The sequence below is a fragment of the Paramagnetospirillum marisnigri genome, assembly GCF_001650715.1.
Lineage (GTDB): Bacteria > Pseudomonadota > Alphaproteobacteria > Rhodospirillales > Magnetospirillaceae > Phaeospirillum > Phaeospirillum marisnigri.
Genome location: NZ_LWQT01000064.1, coordinates 1 through 22,959, shown reverse-complemented (window position 1 = coordinate 22,959; position 22,959 = coordinate 1). Strand labels below are relative to the sequence as shown.

At 62.4% G+C, this 22,959-nt stretch carries 15 protein-coding genes and 1 tRNA gene; 10 read left to right on the top strand and 6 right to left on the bottom strand.

Translation table 11 applies throughout. The features are described 5' to 3' along the window. Positions 1-200: 200 nt before the first annotated feature. The 3 genes from A6A04_RS12415 to A6A04_RS12405 form a co-directional block, all read right to left on the bottom strand. Complete coding sequence (locus A6A04_RS12415) at positions 201-602, bottom strand: hypothetical protein (RefSeq protein WP_068493351.1); 402 nt, start codon at positions 600-602, stop codon at positions 201-203. A gap of 89 nt (positions 603-691) precedes the next feature. After that, positions 692-9,550, bottom strand: coding sequence for a FecR domain-containing protein (locus A6A04_RS12410; protein WP_068493349.1), 8,859 nt, complete (start codon positions 9,548-9,550; stop codon positions 692-694). A gap of 614 nt (positions 9,551-10,164) precedes the next feature. Continuing rightward, positions 10,165-10,389 carry a hypothetical protein gene (locus tag A6A04_RS12405; RefSeq protein WP_156612586.1) on the bottom strand — a complete coding sequence of 75 codons (225 nt, stop codon included), beginning with the start codon at positions 10,387-10,389 and terminating at the stop codon, positions 10,165-10,167. A gap of 330 nt (positions 10,390-10,719) precedes the next feature. On the opposite strand from A6A04_RS12405, the gene A6A04_RS12395 reads away from it, so the two are divergent. Continuing rightward, positions 10,720-12,048: a protein rep gene (locus A6A04_RS12395; RefSeq protein ID WP_156612585.1), complete on the top strand. Its 1,329-nt coding sequence runs from the start codon at positions 10,720-10,722 to the stop codon at positions 12,046-12,048. 115 nt (positions 12,049-12,163) lie between these two features. Here the strand turns inward: A6A04_RS12395 and A6A04_RS12390 are convergent, their stop codons facing one another. Together A6A04_RS12390 and recD2 are read right to left on the bottom strand one after the other, a co-directional pair. After that, entirely contained in the window at positions 12,164-12,610 is a 447-nt protein-coding gene (locus tag A6A04_RS12390) for a GIY-YIG nuclease family protein (protein ID WP_068493341.1), read from the bottom strand. After that, positions 12,607-14,817 (bottom strand): SF1B family DNA helicase RecD2, encoded by a 2,211-nt coding sequence (gene recD2, locus A6A04_RS12385; protein ID WP_216636106.1) that lies wholly within the window; start codon positions 14,815-14,817, stop codon positions 12,607-12,609. The genes A6A04_RS12390 and recD2 overlap by 4 nt, the downstream gene beginning before the upstream one ends. Before the next feature lie 523 nt (positions 14,818-15,340). Here recD2 and A6A04_RS12380 point away from each other — a divergent pair. The 9 genes from A6A04_RS12380 (at position 15,341) to A6A04_RS23605 (ending at position 22,899) form a co-directional block, all read left to right on the top strand. Further along, positions 15,341-15,736 (top strand): hypothetical protein, encoded by a 396-nt coding sequence (locus tag A6A04_RS12380; RefSeq protein ID WP_156612584.1) that lies wholly within the window; start codon positions 15,341-15,343, stop codon positions 15,734-15,736. After that, positions 15,733-16,854 (top strand): hypothetical protein, encoded by a 1,122-nt coding sequence (locus A6A04_RS12375; protein WP_068493337.1) that lies wholly within the window; start codon positions 15,733-15,735, stop codon positions 16,852-16,854. The genes A6A04_RS12380 and A6A04_RS12375 overlap by 4 nt, the downstream gene beginning before the upstream one ends. Further along, the gene (locus tag A6A04_RS12370; RefSeq protein WP_068493335.1) at positions 16,851-17,111 is read left to right on the top strand and encodes a hypothetical protein; all 261 of its coding nucleotides are present in this window, start codon (positions 16,851-16,853) and stop codon (positions 17,109-17,111) included. The genes A6A04_RS12375 and A6A04_RS12370 overlap by 4 nt, the downstream gene beginning before the upstream one ends. A 129-nt stretch (positions 17,112-17,240) precedes the next feature. Then, positions 17,241-17,414, top strand: coding sequence for a hypothetical protein (locus A6A04_RS22365; RefSeq protein ID WP_156612583.1), 174 nt, complete (start codon positions 17,241-17,243; stop codon positions 17,412-17,414). After that, positions 17,411-17,629, top strand: coding sequence for a helix-turn-helix domain-containing protein (locus tag A6A04_RS12365; protein WP_068493334.1), 219 nt, complete (start codon positions 17,411-17,413; stop codon positions 17,627-17,629). Before A6A04_RS22365 ends, A6A04_RS12365 begins: the two co-directional genes overlap by 4 nt. A 187-nt stretch (positions 17,630-17,816) precedes the next feature. After that, positions 17,817-19,547 carry a site-specific integrase gene (locus A6A04_RS12360; protein ID WP_172822770.1) on the top strand — a complete coding sequence of 577 codons (1,731 nt, stop codon included), beginning with the start codon at positions 17,817-17,819 and terminating at the stop codon, positions 19,545-19,547. Further along, complete coding sequence (locus A6A04_RS12355; RefSeq protein ID WP_068493330.1) at positions 19,544-20,632, top strand: site-specific integrase; 1,089 nt, start codon at positions 19,544-19,546, stop codon at positions 20,630-20,632. Before A6A04_RS12360 ends, A6A04_RS12355 begins: the two co-directional genes overlap by 4 nt. Next, a complete protein-coding gene (locus tag A6A04_RS12350) occupies positions 20,632-21,036 on the top strand; it encodes a DUF488 family protein (RefSeq protein ID WP_068493329.1) in 405 nt (134 codons plus the stop codon). The genes A6A04_RS12355 and A6A04_RS12350 overlap by 1 nt, the downstream gene beginning before the upstream one ends. Positions 21,037-21,183: 147 nt before the next feature. Next, positions 21,184-22,899 (top strand): recombinase family protein, encoded by a 1,716-nt coding sequence (locus tag A6A04_RS23605; RefSeq protein WP_407670265.1) that lies wholly within the window; start codon positions 21,184-21,186, stop codon positions 22,897-22,899. On the opposite strand, the gene A6A04_RS12340 is transcribed toward A6A04_RS23605, so the two are convergent. Further along, positions 22,856-22,932, bottom strand: a tRNA-Met gene (locus A6A04_RS12340). The two genes, A6A04_RS23605 and A6A04_RS12340, sit on opposite strands and share 44 nt — an antisense overlap. Positions 22,933-22,959: the final 27 nt, after the last annotated feature.

Below are 22,959 nucleotides of genomic sequence, written 5' to 3'. Positions count from 1 at the left end.
CCAAGCGCCTTGGGGCAGCCGATCCTCTGAAGATCCGGCTTTCCTGAGTTGGGAGAAATTTCACGCATCGAATGCCTTTTGTGGGTCACGTTGAGCCTGTTGGCTCGGCGCAGCAGGCGACCGCTGTCCCCCAGATACCCGTCGTTCACGGCGAAGGTCCTGTGAGGCCACGGTGTGCCATGAGCGGACCCCCGTCAGCCCTAATGCAACTTGAACCAGTCGGGGTAGAGCAGCGTATAGACGCCGAAGAAATCGGCGGCGGCGATCAGCAGCGTCAGGATCAGCAGCACGGCATAGTCGACGATAAGGACGATTCGCGATCCCGAAAAGCGCCCCGACACGAACTGCGCATAGCCAAATGCCGCCAATCCCATCAGCAGGCCGGTCAGTGCGCCCTTCATCCCATCCAGGATATAGAGCTTGAGATAGCCGTAGAACAGGATCCCGCCCTGCGTCTGCCACGGGAAGGTATCGACGAAGTTTCTGACGCCCAGCGCTAACGTCGTAGCCATCCCGGCTAGACCCAGTCCAGCCGTCAGCAGACGCCAGGGGCGCGGCGTAAGCCTTTCTCCGTCAGTACTGTTCATCCTCGCATCGATCATCTCAGATGTGCCTCCGGGGACTATTTGGCATACTTGTTGGAGTAGGAGTTCCCAGACATCTTGCCGCCAAGCCCGTCACAACTTTCTCCTCACCCCGTCGTGTGAAAATCCGTCACCGCCACTTGGTTGGTGTTTTCACCGGCTACGGTGGCTATCTGATAGGAATTGGCTGTCGAAGCGCTGTGCATGTCAGTGGTGTGCCAGACCTGGACTCCGCCTGTGCCGGTGGATGCGCCGATGACGATGAGACCGGCATTGGCGCTGTTGTCGCCGGCATAGTTGCGGGCGGTGGGCGACATGGCGAGGGTCGATTCCACATATTGCTGCAGGTCGGCGGCGGTGGACAGCGTCCCCGACGTTCCCAGGTGGAACGCACCGTCGGATAGGACGAAGCTGTCGCTTCCCGAGGCAAAATTGCTGAAGGTGAAACGGTCGGAGACGCCGCGCTGGGCCAGGATGACGGTCTCGGCTCCGGTGCCGCCGATCAGGGTGTCGTAGCCGCCACCGCCCGAAATTGTGAGATCGGAACCGTTCCCCGTTACCGTTTCGCTGCTGCTGCCGCCAAGGATAGCATGAATACCCACTAGGGTGTCTGTGCCGATATAGCTTCCGGTGGCGGTTCCCGTGGTCATGTTAATGATGACCGAGGAACCGGAGTTGTCCTGGTAGTCGGCCCAGGTAAGGCCGCTGCCAGCGGTCAGGGTGTCGTTGCCGGCCCCGCCGCGCAGGAAGGTCTCGCCACTGCCGCCGGTCAGGGTGTCGGCATAGCTGGTACCGATCACGCCCTCGAAATTGCTGAAGCTGTCGTTGCCCGCTCCGCCGCTGGCGGTGCCGGTCGCCATATTGACCACCACGCCCGACGCATGGCCGTAGTAATAGCTGAGATAATCGATGCCGGTCCCGCCATCCATGGTGTCGTTGCCGGCACCACCGGCGATGGTGTTGCTGCCCGTATCGCCGATCAGGGTGTCATTGTAGGCCGAACCCCAGATGTTCTCGAAGCCCAGCAAGGTATCGTTACCGGCGCCGCCGGTGGCGGTTCCGAGCGACAGGTCCACCGTGATGGCGGCGGTCGCCCAGTAGGAGGCCGGGACCAGGGTGCTGACCGCATCCGATGTGGGCGCGGAATAGCACACCCAGTCCCCGGTGCCGCCACCGCCGTCAAGATAGTCGTTGCCTCCCAGGCCGCCGATCATGTCATAACCGGCACCGCCGATGATGGTGTCGGTGTTCTGGCTGGCAAACAGGAAGCCGCCGGCATCGGGGCCGAGCACCGTCTCGATGTTGTAGACCCGGGAATAGGTGCCGAAATACAGCTCGCCGTTGCTCGAATCACCGTAAAGGTGGGTGTAGACGTAGGTCGTCAGCGACCTCAGGTCCAAAATGTCCTGCCCGGCCCCGCCGTCGATTGTGGCGCCGCTCGATCCACCGCTGTTGCCGAAAACGATGGTGTCATCGCCGTTGCCGCCCAGCAGCTTGTCATAGCCGCCGCCACCTATGATGGTGTCGTTGCCGTTGCTGCCGGTGATGGTGTCGGCGGTCGAGGTGCCCGTGATGCGGCCGATACCGGACAGGGTGTCGACCCCTTCCACTCCGGCATCGACGATGCCGGTGGCTAGGTTCGCGACAATGCCGTTGAACGGGATCATCTTGCTGTAATCGACGAAATCGTTGCCGCCGCCGCCGGTGATGGTGTCGTTGCCCGCCCCGCCGTAGAAGGTGTTGTCGGTGGCATCGCCCGTCAGGACGTCGGCATAGGCCGAGCCCCAGATGGCCTCGAATCCGGACACGCTGTCCTGGCCTGCCCCGCCGGAGACGGTTCCCGCCGCCAGATCGACCGTCACCGCCTCGGCTGCGCGGATATAGGCCAGCCAGTCGATGCCGACCGAGCCGGTCAGGGTGTCGTCATGGGCCGATCCCTCCACCATTTCGAAGCCGGAGAAGGTGTCATTGCCCGCCCCGCCCGTCGCCGTGCCGGCCGCTAGGCTGAGCGTCACCCCAGCGGTGGCGTTGGAATAGTCCAGCAGATTGATGGCGGAATAATAATTGCTGCCGCTGGCGGTGAAGCTGTCATCGAACAGCGAGCCCTGGATACCCTCGAAATTGGACAGCGTATCGGTCCCAGCGCCACCGGTGGCGGTGCCGGTGCTGGTACTCAAGGTGCCGCTGGCCACCAGGGAGACGGTGACGTCGCTGGCGGCATGAGCATAGGACACCACGTCGAACCCATTGCTGCCGTTCAAGGAATCGTTGGCCGAGCCGCCTGCGATACGGTCATTACCGTTGTACCCGGTGATGGTCTGGACCCGATCAAGGCCCCGGATGTCGCGGGCGGCATACGGGTTAACGCCGCTGTTGGTGATCGTGATGACCGTGGGCAGGATTCCGGTCAGTTGCAGCGTCGAGAAATCGTAAGCGGTGGCGTCCTTGACCTGAAACGACAGATTGGCAGCCGCCATGCCCTTGAACAGGGCGGCGGTGCCGCCGAAGCCGGCAGCGTCGAAGCCATAGGTCCGCACCGTCCCGGCGGTGCCGTAATCCACCTCCTCGATCCCGGTGACGGTGGTGCTGGCCAGGTTGATGAAGGTGCCCGAGGTCAGCAGAATCTTGTCATATCCGTCGCCGCCATCCACGATCCCGGTAATCGAGCCGGTGGCTCCGGCGAAGTCGAATATGTCATCCCCCGCCCCGCCATACAGGGTGTCGCCCCCCATGTTGGTGCCGCCGCTGATCCAGTCGTCACCGTCCCCCGCCTGGATCACGTCGATGGCGGAGCTGCCGGAGATGCTGTCGTTGAACTCGGTGCCGTTGAAGATGATCCGGTCGGTGCCGGAGCCCAGCCAACCGGCGGTGCCGCTGGTGAGATAGCTGAATGCCGAGGCAGTTATGGTCTGGCCGGTGACGGTACTGGATGGCATCACCACGATGGTGTCGTTGCCGACGCTGCCCACCAGGCTGAACTTGGTGGTCGCCGCGAGCGTGATGGTGGCGGCGTGGCCGTTGGGGGCCAGGATGTTGTAGCTGTTGGCGGTGGTGTCGTTGACGATGGTGGCGGCGGTGAAGTCCACGTCGCCGTTGAGCTTGAACGTATCGAGCCCTCCGCCGCCGTCGATGGTCTCACCCGCCACCACGTCGCCGGTGTTGAACAGGAAGGTGTCGCTGCCCAAGCCACCATAAAGCAGGTCGGCACCGCCGCCGCCGGTGATGGTGTCGAGCACGTAGCTGACGTTGCTGCCGGTGATCAGGTCCGACGATGCGGTTCCGGTCAGAGTCCGCCCCGTATTGCCGCTTCCGTCCAGCCACAGGAACTCGCCCAGGGTGGAGGAGGTCAACGCCGCGCCGGACTGGCCCCAGTTATCCAGCGTCCAACCCGAGGCATCGATATTGCCCGTGCTGGCCAGAACTCGGAGGACATTGGCCCGCGTCTGGAAGGAGGTCAGGCCGGCATTGATCGCCATCACGCCACGGCTCGCCTCGCCGGTACTGGCGCCCGACAGGGTGGTGATGCCCGTCATCTGGGCGTTGCTCATCTCGACCATGTAGGGGCTGGACATCTGCTCCAGAACCAGACGCTCGAACCCGGTCACCGTGGCGGGATTTTCCGTGAAATCCGCAAAGTCCTGGAAGGCCAGGGTGTCGGTTCCGCCACCACCGTCGAAGCTCGCCCCGGTCAAGGACCAGAACATGCGCGAGAAGGTGAATACGTTGTTGCCGCTATCGCCGGTCAACGAGTGAACATAGGTGCCGACCAGCAGGTTCTCGATGCCGGTCAGACTGTCGTTGCCCAGCCCACCGGTGGCGGTGCCGGTGGCCAGATTGACGGTAACCGCCGATTGGGCGTCCACGTAACTGGCGGTATCGGATCCCTGCCCGCCGATCAATGCATCATTGCCCGGACCGCCGATCAGGGTGTCGTCGCCACTGCCGCCATACAGGGTGTCGTCGCCGCCCAGACCGTTGGCGATGTGGTAATCGCCGGTCAGGGACAGGGTATCGTTACCCGAGGTGCCAATGACCTCGATGACATCATCCGCTCCCCAGTTGACGAAGCTGATGGCGGACAGGGCGGAGGGGTCATCGACGCCTAAGGTGACGGCACAACCGGCCCCATCGATGGCAACCCCGTTCAGGCGGGAAGCGGCACCAAAGAGCGACGCCGTACCGCCTGAGAAGGACACCCGTTCCACCCCGGCAAGCGTCGGGATGGTCCAAGCACCATTGTCGATTTGGAGGGTGTCGATGCCGTTGCCGCCGTGGATGGTGCCGGTCGCACTCGGCGCAACGATGGTATCGTCGCCATCTCCCGCCTCGACCAGGGCCGTGTTGGCATAGATGAAGTCATTGCCCGAGCCGCCATAGATGGTGTCGGCGATGTAGCTGAAGGTCAGTCCGTCCGTCGCCGCGCTGCCGTCGAGGACCAGGGGAACCGAGGAGATCAATCCCCACAGGGGATTGGTGCCGGCGTTGTCGATGGTGATGATCAGCTTCTGTCCGGCGGCATTGTCCGCGCTCATGGCCGTGAACTGGCCATAGGTGTTGGCCAGGGATTCCACCTGCCAGGCATGGAATCTGACTTCGGTGCCGATGCCCACCAGTCGCAGCCCCAGCAGATTGGCGAGAGCGGCGTCACGCAGATCGTTGCTGCCGGTGGCGGTTATCCAGTCACCATCCGCGGCATAGCCATTGCCGCCGTCGATGGTTTCGCCCGCCTGCACCGAATTGGCCGGCAGCACGAAGATGTCGTCATGGGCGCCGCCGATCAGGCTATCGGCGTAGGGCGAGGCGATGATGGTGATGAGATCAAAGCCGGAATACTTGACGTAGTCCTGCCCGCCTTGGCCATCGGCAACCATGCCGTAGCCGTCCCCGGTCAGGGTGCTGAAGTCGGCGACCATGCCCGAGGTGTCCTGCGAATAGTCGACCGTCGGCGAGACAATGATGTCGTTGCCACCGCCGCCGATGATCGTGGCGGAACCATCACCGGTCAGGGTGTCATTGCCCTCACCGCCCCTCAGCGTCGCAAAGCTTCCATAAAGAGTGACCTGGCTTGCACCGATGAGGGCCGAGCGGTTGGCGAGATCGACGGTGACGCCGTCGCTGCGGCCCTGGAACGACAGGGCGTCACCCGGAACGGCGCTTTCGGAGGTGTATGCCTGGATGTACCCCTGGTCCGGGATCACGGCGCCGTCGCCGATGTGGAAGGTGTCAGGCGCATCCGAGCCAAATAGTCCCACCACCTCACCGCCGGTCAGACTGATGGTCCCGGCCTGGGTCAGCCCCAGGTGGAACTGGGCTACTCCGTTCCACAGGGTATTGTAGGGCGACAGGTCCAGCGTCAACTCGTGCCCTCCCACTGGCTGCACCACGATGATGTCGATCGGGGCTCCCAACTGGGTGTTGTCGGGCACCAGCCTGGGTAGCTGGTCCGAGGTGACCGTCACAACGCCATATACGGCTATCTGATCGGCGGCGGTCAGGTCATAGGTGTAAAGCTCGCTGTAGCGGGATGGGTCGACGAAGATGGTGAGGCTGTGGCCTTCCTTGACCATGTGGGCCGAGCCGATGGCATCCAACTGGCCCGCCGAAAGGGTGGTGTCGCCCGCCAGGGTCAGGCTGTCGACATTGGACAGGTCCAGGGCGGACAGGTCGCCGGACGCGCCGGTGATGCTGAGCAGATGCCCGGCCTTGGTGATGTTCGCGCCTCCAACCGCCTCGTACTGCGCCAGGGTCAGGCTGACATTGCCAGCCAGGACGAAGCCGCCGATACCGGCCAGATCGGTGGCGGAGAGATCGCCGGAAATGGCGGCTGAGACGATATGACCGTTTGCCTGGATTTGGTTTCCCAGGATTTGCAACTGACCCAGAGAAAAAGTGGCGTCCTCGACGAGGGAGAGCGCATCGGCGGCGCCAAGATCCAAGGCCGAAAGGTCGCCGGAAACTTCACCAATCGTCAGCAGATGGCCGAACTTGGTGACCTCGTTGCCGCCCAACTGCACGAACAGAGCCTGGCTGATGGTCGCATCACCGGCCAGGACCAGATGGTCGGCGGAAGCGAGGTCAAGAGCGCTGGCGTCCCCGGCCACACGCGCGGTCAGATCGAAGGTGTTCTTCGATATGTTGGCCGTGCCCTTGGCGCCGACCTCCGCCGCCGACAGCACCGTGTCGCCGAGAAGGGACAGTTTCTGCGCCCCGGCATAACTAGCGGCGGCATGGTCGCCAGACAGGGCGACCGTCAGGGTATGACCGAGCCGGCTGATCTGGACCGCGCCCAGGGTGGCGTACTGCGCCGCTCCCAGGGTGGCGGGACCGGAAAGGGCGATGGCGTCGGCAATACCCAGGGACCCACCCGTGAGGTCTCCGCTCCAGCCATTGATGGTCAGCAGGTGGCCGGCCTTGGTGATATGCACGGCGCCGATGCTGTTTAACTGGGTGCGGGAGATGGTGGCATCCCCGGTCAGAGTGAGATCACTCACACGGCAAAGGTCCAGACCCGACACATCTGAACTCGCCGTCGCCATGACGCGGGGAAGCCCTCCCAGTCCGGCGGAATGGGCGGCGATGTTGGCCGCCGTGTCGGCAACCCTGACCGAAGCCGTGCTGCCCGAGGGCAGGATGAACGTCAGTCCGTCCGCCTGGGCGGCGGTCAGCACAGCCGTTCCCTTGGCAACGGTAAAGGTGGTCACGCCCGCAGCCCGCAGCGCGGCCAGATCGGAGATGATGAACCCGGCATCCGACATGTCGGTGGTCAGACCCGCATTGGTCATCTGGGCAACATCGGAGCCGACGAAGGAACTGAGCGCACAGGCCGGGGCCGTGCCATGGACGATTCCCGCCGCCGCGTCAGCCGACTTCCGGGCCAGGGCCGCCAGGGTGACGATCTTCGGGTCGCTGGCATTCACCCCCGGAACGGCAGCCAAGACATCCTGGAAGGTGGAGGCCGAGGCCAAGTCGAAGCCTCCAGAAGTGGTGGCGACCATCCTAGTGGCAATGGCCGAGAAGATCACGGAAGCATCCGGGGTGACACCCAGAGCGGAGGCTCCCTGCTTCATGGTGGTCACCGCCGCCATCAGCCTAGTTCCCATCTCGCGGAGGCTGGCGTTGGCCATGGGATCGGCGGTGTGGAGATCCACCCCGTCCCCGATCCCCAGCAACTGCTTGACCTTCTCCTCGCCCACCTCCTCGGCCAGGGTGGTGAGCGGCGTGATCATGCTGGCCGAGCCCGAGGCCTTCATGATCACGTCGATCACCAGACCGGTCTCGGTATCGGTTCCACCGGGCAGGGCGATGATGGTTCCTCCTGAGCCCGACAGGGTAAAGCTGCCGCTGGACGTGGTCACCGCCGATGGCTCGCCTGCGTCCAGGGTGCCGTTAGAATTAAGGTCGCGAAAAACCGTGGCACCGGAAATAGGACCGTCCACCAGCCGGCCCGAGGTGGTGGGTGTGGGCGTCGGAGCCGTCGTGGGCGGTGGGGTGTTGGACTGGGTGCTTGTCGTCGTCGTTGTGGATGACGAGCTCGATCCGCTTGTTGCCGGTGGCTGAACGGCAACCACAGGAGCCGCCACTGGCTGCAACACCACTGGATCGGAGGTAATGGTCTTAGTGATGACAGTCGTTTCCGGTTGCGGGGCCGGGACGAACTTCGTCTCGGGCTTTGGGCCGGCATCCTGTGGCACGGTGGGAGCTGTTTCTTTCGGAACGGCATCCTTTGGTGCCGTTTCTTGCGGAGCTACAGGTGCGGCTTCCTTCGGCGAGGGATCCGCGGGACCTGCTTTCGATCCCACCGGTTGAGCCGGCCCAGTATCCTTTGGCGTGACATCCTTGGGCGCGACATCAGCTGGAGCTGCGTCCTTCTGCACCGTCGGTGCTGCCGCCTTGAATGCCTCGGCGGCCTTCTCCGGAGCCAGGGTCTTTTCCGGGGTGATGGCCTTGTCCGGCTGGGGCGTCTTGACCTCGGACGGCAGCTTGGAAGGATCCACCACCTTGGTGCCGTCGGGGTGGGAAATATCCAGCACGGCTCCGGCGTTGGCGCGTTCCTGAATGACCTTCACCGGCGCCACTTGATCCTTACCCGGAGCCGTTGACCATTCCATGGCCCGACCGGGAGGAGGGGGAGGCGGCAGGCTGCTGACCGCCGAGCCGAAGCTCTGGGCGATCACCGTCGGTGCCACCGGCACCGGAAGCGAGGGTGGGGCTGAGGCTGAGACGATCTGGATCAGGGTGTTGGCCGAACCCAGGATCTGGCTGCCGCTGGAATTACGCAGAACCACCTCGCCGGTACCACCGCCGGGATCGCCCAGCAGTGCCACCTGAGTCTGCCCCTGCTCGTCCACCCGACCGGCCACGGTAGTGCCCCGGATCCCGAGCGTGGCCGCCGGGGTCTTGATGATCATGGCATCGGGGCTGGAATGGGCAATCTGGCCGGACACCAGGCCGAACGAGCCATGGGCCACCGAGATCTCTGCCTTTCCCTGATGGGTGTCTGGATCATAGACCAACTGGTCCAGCACCATCTTGCCGGCATTGCCCAGCGAGAAGGTGGAGCGGTCGGCGAAGACTAGGCCAACGGATCCGTCGCCCGAGGTCTGGATGACGTCGCCCTGGAACACCACGTCGCCTTTCTGGAGGGTGGTGCTGGTGCCGTCGGCATGCCGGGCGGCAACCGAGCCAGCCACCTTGTCCACCATGCCAATCTGCGGGCTACCGCTTGAGGGTGTCCCCTCCGCCTGGGCATACTGGGCGGGAGCCAGCGGTCCAGCCAGCCTAGTAACCAGCGCCCCATCGACCAAGGCACCGACATCACTGACCAAAGGCGGCGGCGTATCGTTGGCAAAATAGTCCAGGATGACGACTGTGCTGCCGTCAGGGCGGACCAGGATGAGGTCGGCCCCCTTGCGGAAGAATTGGGAATTGAGAAGGAATCCCCCATCCGGCACCAGCACTTTGGTCATGCCGGAACCATGAATTGTCGTCGTCGCGGGTGTCGTCGTTATAGACCGTGGCCCACCTTGCGCGACGGGGATTGTCCCCTCTTGCCGCAAATCCCCCCCCAAACGCTATCGGTTATGATCCGATTTACGTATTTTCTCTTGGCTGTTCATCACAACAGAGCCTCATCCCGTGGGAGAGCCCCGTCATGCTCACTTCACATCGGACCAACCACTCCATCAACACCGAGAGCCGATGCTCTTGTTCCTGACAATTTAGACCTTCGCCCCTGCGCAGCTCGAGCTCTGCCTTCACCATGTCCAAGTTGTTACGCAGTGCTGAAAGCTTGGAGCACAGAGGCCCATTTGATGGATGCTCAGCCACCTAAGCCCCCCCCACATCCCAAGGTAATAGGAAATTATCAAAAGAGGTATATTAGGTAAAGCATATTTCATGCATATACGGCTGTGGTGGTACGTAGGCACCTCGAACGGCCGAGTCGGGTCAAGTAGAGCCCGTGGACGAAAACCTGTTGGATGGCTGTAGTTGATAAAAGCGGTCACTGCCATCGAGGTGTGCCACGGAGCGGCAACCGGCTAGCCGTAAAGGGGATCACCACCACAAACTTGGCGGGGACCTATCCGAGAAGTCCGATCATTGCCGCCAAGGCCGCCTCGAAGCAGTCAGAGTTGCTGTTCAGTTCGGTGCCCAGAACGGCGGACTGGAACACCTCGGTGGCGTATTCGTCGGCAAGGCCACGCTTCTTGGCACGCCCCTGGCGGGGTCTCGCCGCAAACGGTGTGGCGCTGAATCGAGTCCGGGACGCGACCCAACTCTTTTGGCAAAGCTTGATCTGTGCCAACGCTCGCCGCATCCGTCCACGGAGGGGCACATGCGAGCGATCATCAGCACCACCACCCAGAGCACTTCTAATTTAGATGCCGAGCTTTCGACCAGTCGAAGCCTCGTCACGACCCCGGCTGCTACACATCTTCATATCTATAGAAAGAAGTCGACACACACCTCTCGCCCAGCCCAACACCAGCCCCATACGCCCCCGTGCTTCGCAACCTCAATCGCTCCCAGTTCCCCAGCCTGTTGGGTTTCAGAATCCCCGGCACCGTCCTGCACCCGAGCGGAGCGCAGCGAGCGAGGCGGCCTTCTTTCTATGATCATGTCGGAATAACTCACCATGAACCACTTCATGCCCATCATGGCGAAGCTCAACGAGGCGAAGGCCAGCACCAACTTTACCGCTGCATTCCTGGCGGACTACGGCGATCCCCGCAAGCAGAAGCAAGCCGAGCGTATGATCATGTGCGCCAGCGGAATCGGCATCAACGCCGACAAGCGGTACGTCTATGGCAGAGGTTGCAAACTCCCGCACTGTCAGGTGTGTTCCTTGCGCAAGTCGCGTGTGCTGATGGCCCAGATTGCCCGTGTCGGGCAGATCGCAGCCGAAGACCATCCCGACTGCGTCTGGTTCTATCTCGTCCTTACCGCCCCGAACTGTCGCCTTGCCGTTCTGCATGCCGCCATGGATGACTTCAACAATGCGTTCAACCGCATGACCCGCACGCGAGGGTGGTCGGCCATCGGCGCGTTGAAGGCGTTTGAATTTCCCGAAGAATATTGGGAACACGAAGCCCAAGCACATCCTGAAATATTTGTTGGTGCAGAGCCAGATTTGGAAATTGAAGACATCATCGATACGGAACTGGCCATCAAGACCCATGCTGCAAGGATGAGAAGGCTCGCGGCGATGTACGCCCCCCGTGTCAACTTGCACGCCAACTTGCTGGTCCTGGTCCCCCGCGATAAGGCCGATGAGTTTGCCGCCAACATCGGCACTATGTGGTCCAAGGCCAACAAGGCCGACTATCTCTCCGTCTCATGCGAGCCGATCAACCAGAATGGTTTGGTCCCCGCAATGGGCTACTCGTCCAAGCCCACGCCGGTATCATACGACGCCGAATACGCCATCGCTCTCGCGGACCAACTCCAAGGTGCCCATCGAATCCAGGCATATGGGGCGGTCAAGATGATGTTTGCCGACGTGAAGGAGGAATGGGAGGTCCGCAAGTCTCCGGGCGGCTGGCGACCGGCTCAAGGGGATGTAACTTGGCTTGAGTGGAACTCCAGCGATGCTGAATATCGCAGCCAAGAAGGCGAGGTTGCAACTCCGCCGGAATGGTCCGAAGCAGCAACATCGTCGTCTGAACCAAGTGCAATCAATTGCACTAGCAGCTATGCTGATACCCAGGGTGAAGGTCACATGATCGGAATGATGGGACATGGCGAACAGGCTGAAACGGGAGAAGGCGATTGCCAACCCGCATACCTTCACGGTGAAGGTCACACCGGAGACGCGGACGGAATTGAAAGTGTTGGCGGCTCGCATGGGCATGACCTTTCGGTCAATCTTCGAGGAAGCCCTGGGTGCATACCTGGGTTCCTCGCCAGCACAGGTCCGCCGTTCCCCGGCACCACCGGTATGGGTGCGCATTGTGTTCATTGTTGAGCCAGACCTGCGGGACGGCGTTCATGGCCTTGGACAACGCCTCGGGGTCACGGCACAGGGCATTATTTCCGCTGCCCTGGACGCCTACCTGGAGAACAGCAGAACTCGCCCCAGGTCAGTTTGACCGGCTATCGAACGGCAAAACCATACCCGGAGGCCATGCCAGCAGGTGAGAGACGCAGGTTTCGCAGTCGCTGGACCCGAACCCCGGAATCGGTACCGGCATTTCTGTCAGCATGCCCACCAACTCGCACTCGTCCCCGCCGGGGAACACCCAGGCCCCCAGCACCATGCCCGTGGTCGTAAGTCGGTCCACATGCCACCGCACGGTCTTGTCCTTCTGCATGTGCCGACCGACGCGGGCCTTGATGCCGCCGGGACCACGGGCGCTGCCGCAGTACAAAAAATGCCCCGGAGCCAGTATGACCTCGGGCCGCCCCACCAGCTTCACTGGCAAGCTGTCAGCCAGCTGGATCAGCAGCACGTAGGCCCCCGGCTCTGCCGGAAGCCCGGTCACGTCGGCATAAAACTCTGCTGCTATGCCCTTCTGGTCATCGGTCATGACAAGTTCCCCACTGCACCTTGCGTCAAACGCTCCCGCAGCTTGGACCACCGCCGTCGATCTTTAACCCCGCGCACCGCCATGCCGATGGCCTTCTTCTGGCCGACCAGAACCACCAGCCGCTTGCCCCGCGTGATGCCCGTGTACAGCAGGTTGCGCTCCAGCATCATATAGTGCTGGGTCATGATCGGGATGACCACGGCGGGGTACTCCGACCCCTGGGACTTGTGGATGGTGGTCGCGTAGCACAACGCGATCTCGTCCAGTTCCCCGAATCCGTATGTGACCTCCCGGCCATCGAAGTCGATCACCATGTCGGTGGCGTCGGTGTCGATGCTGGTCACGAAGCCGATGTCCCCGTTGAATACCTCCTTGTCGTAGTCGTTCTCAGTCTGCATCACCTTGTCGCCGACCCGGTAAGTGTATCCGAACCTCTCGACGGCGGGCTGGTCTGGCGTCCCCGGATTCAGCGCCTTTTGAAGCTCGACGTTGAGCGACCGTGCCCCAACGCCGCCCCGCTGCATGGGACACAGCACCTGGATGTCGCGCACTGGGTCCATGCCAAACCGCCGGGGCACCCTGTTCCGCACCACCTCCACGATCTTCGGCACGGCATCCTCTGGTTCGTTTGCCTCCACGAAGTAGAAATCCGTCACCCCCTCCGGTGGCGGAGCCAACTCGGGCATCTGCCCTTTGTTCACCTTGTGGGCGTTGATGATGATCTTGCTGCTGGCGGCCTGACGGAAGATTTCGGTCAGCTTGGCGACAGGCACCACGCCGGAGCCAATGATGTCGGCCAGCACTTGGCCTGGACCGACGGAAGGAAGCTGGTCAACATCCCCGACGATCATGACGGCGGCATGGCCGGGGACCGACTTCAACAGCGACGCCATCAGCGGCACGTCCACCATGGAGGTCTCGTCGATCACCAGCAGGTCGCATTCCAGCGGCATCTCCTCCGACCGCTTGAAGCCCCCACTGGTGGGGTCGAACTCCAGCAGCCGGTGGATGGTCTTGGCCTCAATGCCGGTGCTCTCGGACAACCGCTTTGCCGCCCGTCCCGTGGGAGCCGCCAGCGCCACGTCGCCCCCCTTGGCGGCGAGGATGCGCAAGATGGAATTGACCAGGGTGGTCTTACCCACACCGGGGCCGCCGGTGATCACCATCACCTTCGAGGACAGGGCCACGCCGACGGCGACTCGCTGGCTGTCGGCCAGGGTCACGCCAAGCTTGGCTTCCACCCACGGAATGGCCTTGTCGGGATCGATGGTCGGCCATGGCGGTGCCCCGGTGGCCAGCGCCTTGAGCCGGGAGGCAATAGCCTGCTCAGCGTGCCAAAGGTGAGGCAGGAAGACGCAGTGCCGGTCACCGATGGTGTCGTTGGTGATGTTGCCCGCCCGAAGCTCCAGGTCGAGCGCCTCGGTCAGCAGGGGCTGGGGTATCTCTAGCAGTTGCTCGGCTAGGGCCAGCAGGTCGTCCTCGGGCAGGGCGCAGTGACCATTGCCAACGGCCTCCATCAGGGCATAGGACAGCCCCGCCCTGGCGCGGATCATGGAGGTCTTCTCGATCCCCAGTTTCTCGGCGATCTGGTCTGCGGTTCTGAACCCGATCCCCCGGATGTCCTTGGCGAGGCGATACGGGTTCTCGCTGACCAGCGGCACAGCCTCGGTGCCGTAGGTCTTGTAGATACGAACCGCCCGAGCCGTGCTGACCCCGTGGGATTGCAGAAACAGCATGATCTCACGGATCGCCTTCTGCTCGGCCCAACCCGCCGCTATACGTTTGGCCCTCACCGGGCCGATGCCCTCGACCTCGCGGAGTTTGTCCGGGGACTGCTCAATTACGTCGAACACCGCCTCGCCAAACGCCTTCACCAGCTTCTTGCCGTAGACCGGTCCAATGCCCTTGATCATCCCCGACCCTAGATACCGCTCAATGCCGTCCAGGGAGGTCGGTGGCGTCACCTTGAGGAAGGCTGCCTTAAACTGCAAACCATGGTCGCGGTGGTTGTCCCAATGCCCACTGGCATGGACGTACTCGCCGGGCTGTATTGTGGCGGCAGAGCCGATAACGGTGACCAGATCACGTTGCCCACGCGCCTTGATTCGGAGAACGCAGAACCCTGTCTCAGGGCTGTGGAAGGTGACACGTTCCACCAACCCGGCCAGCGCCTCCTTGGCATCGACCTCAACGCGAGGAATGGCCACCGGCTAACTGCCCTCGGAAAAAGGAACAACCCTTCGGTAGTCGGGCCCCGCCAGCATGGACAAAGCCACTGTTGAACGGCGGCCCCCACCTTGCTGAACCAGACGGACATGCGGGGGATGGTCGTCGCGTTCCAGCACCGCCTCTACCACCCAGACATTAGGGCGTGGCCCCAGCTTTTCGAACTGGTCTCCAACCGCTACCGCTAAGGCTGGCTTCCGTCCGAACATCTCGCTCCCCTTTGCACCAACGTCGGCCCTGATTTTGCTCTGACTTGGCACTACCGATCAACCTCGTCGCCAACCCCTTCGCCACCTGTGCAATTGATTGCACCTCCATCACCTAAGCGACCCGATAAATCAAAGCCACAACAGCTCAGCGCGCTAAGTTTCAGCATAATTAATAGTAACAAATTACGATGCGCTATAGTGCGCATATATTTAAGTTGGAACGAAATTTATACATTCAAATAAGAAGCACAAAAGTTAGAATATTTATATCGAATAAATACAAATGGAGATTGATATGTCCTCGTCATTTTGCCATGGCCTGTCTTTGCAGGTATCTCGTCCTCAGCCAATCTACCTGACCCGCCTGGGCGGATATTCCGTCATCATCGAAGTGAGGCTGGGGTCCACCAATCCCAAGCTCCAACAGGCCATCATCAACACCGTGGTGCATGGAGAGAGGGCGGACCTGCAATCGCTCGGCATCCCGGAAGCTGGACGCGCTCATCTGGTCACGGCCAACGGCCCGACCGAGATTGCTCCTGGCGTGCTTGTGACAATCCGAAAGGGTGGCGAGCGCAAGCCTGTTACCGCCCACACCGTCGCCCTGGTGATTAGCGCCGATCCGCAGTCCTGGATGATCGAGCGCAAGTCGGTGATGGAGGCCCGGCTCCGTGAAGGGAGGAAGGCATGAACCACCATCACGACCTTGTCGCCGCCTTCCTGCCTATGACGGTGCCGTCCCCATTGGCATTGCCCGACTCCTGGATTGCCCGCTCGGTCATGCAGAAGGCAATCCGCCGGGCTGAGACCGAGTTGGCAGGAAGGGCGGCAGTGACGCTCCTCAGAATGGATCGAACTGCCACATGGCAGAGGCTTCTGCTCATTGCCTATGAGGATGTGGGAATCGGCGGCCTCGACGCCGTCGTGGCCACCACCACCATGATGAGCGTCAGGAACCGACGGAACCTCGGGGATGATGCATTGGTTGCTGCGGCAATCGCCCGCATGCTGGCCTCCGCAATCAAGGATCGGGGGGCTGAGGGGCTGAGCTGTGCCGCAATCAAGCACCCGGCCTTGGGGCCGCTTCGACACTTGCTGGCCACCCTGGCCATTCCCCATGTCCTTGGCATGGTGCGAGACTCTTCGCTGCCCCTGGTGGAAAGGGCGGTGGCAGCCTGGAATGCCTCTGGGGTCGATTCCTGGCCCAATCGCCGCGTTGGTCCGGGCGATCTCTCCGCCCTGCTTCGAATCTATCAGTCCCTCGGCGTGAAAGAAGAAATTCTTGGTGGCGTCGCCACCGCCATCAGAAGGGTGCGGGAACCGATGTTCGTCATCTTCCCGCTCCTCGTCCTTGCGATGGACAAAGGGCATATCGTCGATAATCCGCCACAGCCCATGCCCATGATCGGGGACCTGCCGCTCTGCGCCTTGGACAAGTTCACCCGCATCGGCAAGGAGGCCATCGCCCGGTTCGCCACCACGACGCCTTCCATCATGGCCGCATTGAACGATCTGCTGCCCTACCGGCTCTGGGCTAAGGCTACCGGCTTCGGGGTGTTCTATGCGGAAGGCGGGCGGGTCTTCCCCAGATTGGCCTGGAGCCAATCAGCGGCTATCGAACGGGTCGGGATCGAGGCCGACTTCATGTCCATCGGCTTTCCCGCCGACGCCGTCACCGACTTCCTGGCACTTGTCGAGGTGGAACTACCGCACCTCAACGCCATCCGCACCAGATTGCTTTCCTCCTCACCTGGGGCTGCCACCGAATACGTCAGCCACGACGCGCACCAGAACGGAACACCATCATGACCCCTTCAAAGAAGTCCTTCCTCAAGAGTTTGCAACCCAAGGCTCAAAACCAGAACTGGCGGGTCAGTATGTTCGGCTGGCAATGCGAACCTGACGGCACCGTGTCCGGCGAAGTGGTCGATGCCATCGAGACCAACGAACTCGGCCTTGCCATCATGGCCGCCCACCGCCTCCTCGATTTACACGCCCCTCAGATGGCCCAGTTGATCACGTTGGAAATCGCTGCCACCGATCTGATCGAGGGCGGCCAAATCTGATTGGAGGGCGCATCGTTCACGACCTCCTGGAGTGGTGGAGCAAACCTTATTCCACTTAAAAATTCGGTCGAGACGCCCCCGTTCTGATGGGCACATGATTTTGGCGTAGCCGCCAAGGACGCCACCATCATGTTGCCCGAAGCCTCCACCACCAAGCTGCCCGAACCGGCCATCGCGCCGGATCAGGTTGGTTTGTTGGCACCTGAGGCCGCGCCAATTCTGGATGCCATGGCCCGTCTTCTGGCTCGTCAGGTGGTTGCCGAAATTGCCACCAAGTCCGCCAGCCAGGAGCCACCGCCATGAGCAACCGGTTCGCATCCATCCCCGAGGTTGCCCGTCTCCTCGTCGTCTCGGTCACCACGGTGCGTCGGATGATCGCCGCCGGGAAGTTCCCCATCCATCGCTTCGGGCGGCAGATCCGAATCGACCGGCACGACCTCGCCCGCTTCGTCGAAGGCACCAGGGAAGTGAGCTTCGAGGAAATCGACATGGGCGACGACGCCTCTGGCCAGTCCTGAGCGCCTCTGAAAACCCGCGATACGCGCTTCGTTAACAGGGGCGGTTCCTTACCGCAGGGAAAACACCCCACCCCCATTACCGAAAGAGCAGGAGTGAACAGCCATGGATAACGATGTTTTCAAGCGGATCACGACAGGGGGCGACAACTCCATGCCGGGGGTCCCTACCTTCCGAGATTTAGTGCAATTGATTGCACTTAACCCCGACCTGACTCCGAAGCAGAAGACCGACCTGACCTGGGGCGTCACCGGCATCGCCAGTCTGGTCTCGCCCATCAGCTTGGAAGGGGCCGTCAACATCGCGGCCATCAACGCCAAGCTCAAGGGCTTCACCCCGCCCATGGCGAATATAGCGCCGCAGACCTTCTCCAACATGAAGTGCCGCTTCCGTGCCGCCTGTGAGATTGCCGGGATTTTGGTGCAGCCGGGTAAGAACCAGGGGGCGTTGTCAGTGGTCTGGAAGCAGTTGCTGGCCATGGTCCCGGACGATTGGGACCGCCGCCGTCTCAGCCGGTTCGCTCATTACGCCGGTCAGCAGGGGTGGAAGCCGGAGGACATCACCACCGAGCACATGCTCCGCTTCCTCGCCCTGCTGGCCCACCACGCCATCAACGGCCAGGAGTGGGACTCCTACACCCGGACATGCAAGACCTGGAACAAGCAGGTTAAAACTATCCCCGGTTGGCCCGGCACGGTGGTGGAGATCATCCGCAAGCGTGACCCGTACATGGTTTCGATGGATGCCCTCCATCCGGTGCTGCGGGCCGTCCTCCTGGCCTATCTCGACATCCTGGCGGGAGGGGGTGATCCTCTGGACGGTGACGCGCCGGTCTTCCTCAAGGGCATCACCCGCAAGTCCCTGTCGCCGGTGACCATCAAACTGCGCCGCACCCAGATCATGCAATACGTGTCCGCTCTAGTGGCTCAGGGCTATCCCCTCGACACCCTGGCCTCAGTCGATGCCATCACCACCACCAAGGCCATCACCGACGCCATGGACTTCTTCTTCCACCGCGCTGGCGACAAGATGGCGACCCAGATTCAGTACATCGCCCTGGCCGTCCGGGGACTCCTGCACCACCACATCACCGGACGACTGAGACACGGAATCCGCGTCGATAAGTACCGACCTGCTTCCCTGTCCAACCAGTTCAGCGATCCCCGCATCGACCTGCTCGACCAGATCATCCGCGAAGCCCGTCCCCAGGAGCGGGGGTTGGTGGCCAAGAACAAGAAGTGCAATGCGCAGTTCGATGATCCCCGCAACCTCGCGAAGCTGTTGCACCTGCCCCGACGGCTCCTGAAACAGGTTGCCAAGACCGGAGGCAAGGACGGCGTCCGTCTCGCCGAGATCGCCCTGGCCATCGAGTTTCTCCTGATGTGCCCGATCCGGATCAGCAACCTCGTCGGTATCGACCTCGACCGTCACATCCTCAAGTCCAGCTCCGGCAAGAAGGCCGTCTTCCGCCTGTCCATCCCCAAGGGCGAGGTCAAAAACAAGCACGAGATCGAGTTCGAGTTCCCCGACCATCTGGCACGCATGCTGGAACGCCACATCAACCTCTACCGTCCGCAGTTGTCGGGTGCCGGGTCCACTTGGCTGTTTCCCTCCACCGACGGCGGCCCCCGCCTCTACAAGCTCATGACCCGACAGATCAGCGGCATTATCCGTACCCATACCGGCCTGATCATCACCTCCCACCAGTTCCGCCACCTCGCAGGAAAGATGTTCCTGGACGGCCACCCGGTCGGCCACGAAACCGTGCGCCAAGTTCTCGGTCACGCCTCCATCGATACCACAACCCAATACTACACCGGCAACGATCAGGTGAAGTCGGGCCGGGCTTACGACAAGGCCGTCCTGGCTCTGCGCGACAGCACCAAGTTTATCACCACCAAGAAGAGGACCAAGTCATGACCCATATGAATCCCGTCAACAAGCTCTGCCTGCCTGTCATCAACTGGCCTGTCCATGACCTGCGCCTGTGGGCTTCGGTGCTCACCCCGGCGTCCAGTCCGTTCCGGGCGGCTTCCGTCGCCAGCACATGGTCGCCGCGCCGCCGCCGCATCTGCGAGCAGGCGTATGGCCAGTGGCTGGCGTGGCTCCAGTTCGAGAACCGTCTCGCCCCCGACGCCCCTCCCGAGGACCGGGTGACGCCCGAACGCATCACCCGGTTCGTCGAGCAGTTGATCAAGCGGGTCTCGCCGGTCAGCGTCGCCATGATGGTGGGGGCGTTGGTCCGCATGATGGCGGTGCTCAGACCGGAAACGGACTGGGCCTGGATGCGCCGCCTGTACCAAGACCTCAAGGCGTGGGCCGAGCCGTCCCGCGACAAGCGCGCCGCCGTGGTCTCTGCCAAGGCACTGCTCGATCTCGGCTTGCGCCTGATGGATACCGCCGAGGACGGTGATCCCGATCCCTACTTCGCCGCGACCCAGTACCGCGATGGCATGCTGATCTCGCTGTTGATCACTCGCCCGGTGCGCATGCGCAACATCTCCAGCATCGTGTTGGGCGTCAATCTGGTCAGCGACGGCACCGGCTGCTGGCTGCGGTTCCCCCAGGAGGAGACCAAGACCGGGGTCGAGATCGATATGCCGATCCCCGATGCCCTGATCGGGCGGTTGGAGCACTACTTGATCAAGCACCGCCCCGTCCTGCTGGCCCGTCGCGAGAAGGGCACACACATGCCCATGTCCCTCTGGGTGTCGCGCTGGGGCACCGCCATGGCCGAGAACGCGATTCGCACCCAGATCAAGAAGCGCACCATGGCCGCCTTCGGTCATGCCGTGTGGCCCCACCTGTTCCGGGACTGCGCCGCCACCTCCATGGCGGTGGAATCCCCGGAAAATGTGCGCCTTGCTGCGGGCCTGCTGGGGCACAACACCTTCGCCACCACGGAGCGGTACTACATACTGGCCCAGATGCTCCAGGCCGGTCGTCACTACCAGGAGACCGTCCTGAACCTGCGCAGTAACACCACCGACGGGGAGGACGAATAATGCAGACCGCGTCCTGGTACACCAAGCTACCCGACACCTCTCAGGTGATCGGCATCAGTCGGGGAACCCCTCGCGGCATGGCCAAGGGATACCGGCAGTACAAGGCCCTTGCTCCCGGCCCGTGGTTCAAGACCGCTACGACCGAGGAGTACATCGAGTTGTACTTCACCGAAATCCTGGGCCGGTTGGACCCGGTGAAGGTGGAGGCCGATCTCATGACCATGGCGGGAGGAAAGACGCCCACCCTGGTCTGCTATGAGAAGCCCGGCGGGGCCGACTGGTGCCACCGGGGCATGGTGTCGCTCTGGCTGCACCAGCACCTCGGAATCGAGGTTACTGAGTACGGCCACCCTGGTTTCGGTGAGCAGCACGTCATGTTGCCACCGAGTCTGCGGAGACCGTGACTCCAGGTTCATCAGCATAACACCGGGCTTGACCACGGATGCTCGGAAGCACAGTATCGGTTACATAACTGGCCCCAAGTTCCAAGGACGGAAAGGGGCCTCATTGTAACAGCCGGAGCAACTACTCTGGCGTAACATGAGGTCGCGATGTCCTTTGCTAATGGTGCGCCCACCCGTCCCCTCCGTGCCGTGATTTATGCGCGGTACTCCAGCGACAATCAGAGCGAGTCCAGCATCGACGATCAGGTGCGGGAGTGCCGTGCCTACGCTGAGCGTTTGGGCTGGTCAGTGGTTCAGGTCTATGCTGACCCGGAAATCAGCGGACGCTCGGCCTTCCGCCCCGAGTATCAGCGCATGCTGGCCGACGCCGAGCGCCATCGGTTCGATGTTGTCGTTTGCGAAGGCGTGGATCGGCTGAGCCGTCGTCTCGCCGATCTGGCTGGCATGTACGACATCCTCGCCGCCGAGGGGATTCGGATACACGCCCTGCACTCGGGTGAGATCACCGACATGCACGTCTCCATGCTGGGACTGGTCGCTCAGCAATTCTCCAAGGACCTCGGACACAAGACCCGCCGTGGGCAGGCGGGCCGTATCGCCAAGGGCAAGGTGGCCGGTGGTTTGGCCTATGGATACCAAGCCCTCCCCCCGACCAAGAACGGCAAGACAACCGAAGCCGGAGAGCGCGAGATCGTTGAAGAAGAGGCCGAGGTGGTGCGGCGAATCTTTACCATGTACGCCAGCGGCATCACCCCCGAGGAAATTGCAGCAAGGCTCAATCGCGAGGGTGTCCCCGGATTCAAGGGCCATCCCTGGCGCAACACTACCCTTCGGGGGCAGGGCAAGCGCGGCACCGGCATCCTGCGCAACGAGCTATATGTCGGTCGACTCGTGTGGGGCCGGACCAGTTTCATCCGCCTCCCCAAGACCGGCAAGCGGGTTGCCCGCATCAACGACCAATCCCGCGTCCAGATCACCGAGGTGCCCCATCTGCGCATCATCTCCGATGATCTGTGGAATGCCGTTCAAGCCCAATTGGAAGATCGTGGACGGCGGGCCAATTCGGCCCGAACCGACGACGCCGACCGCAGCCTGGACCTCAATGCCAACCACCGGCCCAGGTACCTGCTGACCGGCCTGCTGACGTGCTCCGAATGCGGGGGCAGCTACATCATCATCGGCAAGGACCGCTACGGCTGTAACAACCGCAAGCGGGGCACCGGCATGTGCACCAACAGCATTACCATCACCCGCCAGAAGGTCGAGGAGCGCATCCTGGCCTGCCTGCGGCACTCCCTGATGGCCCCCGAGCGGGTGCAGACCTTCATGGCGGAGATGCAGCAGCAGATCAAGACCGCCCGCCGGGACGCCACCGCCAAGCAGAGCGCCCTCCGGAAGCGCCTGGGAGAGACCGCCAAGGCCATCACCCATATGGTGGACATGGTGGAGGCTGGGACCGCGCCGCAGTCGATCCTGGAGCGTCTGCGCGAGCGCGAGGCGGAGAAGGCACAGATCGAAGCCGAGCTGGCACAGCAACACGACGACAGCGTGATCGTCCTTATGCCCAATCTGGCCGAGGTGTACGCCACCAAGGTGGCGGCGCTGGCGGAATCGCTCAACGACCCCGAGATCAAGGCCGAGGCGACGGAGCTGATCCGTCAGCTGATCGGTCGGGTCGTAATGACCCCTGACCCCGATGCCCCGGACGGGATGCGCATGGAAGTGCACGGCATATTGGGGGAGATCGTGGCCCTGGCGGCGGGCCAGGAGCTGAAAAGCAAACTCCCCGACCTTGGTGGGCCGGGGAGTCAACTGTCTGTGGTTGCGGGGGCAGGATTTGAACCTGCGACCTTCAGGTTATGAGCCTGACGAGCTACCGAGCTGCTCCACCCCGCGTGAGGTGTCATGAAGCACGAACACCGG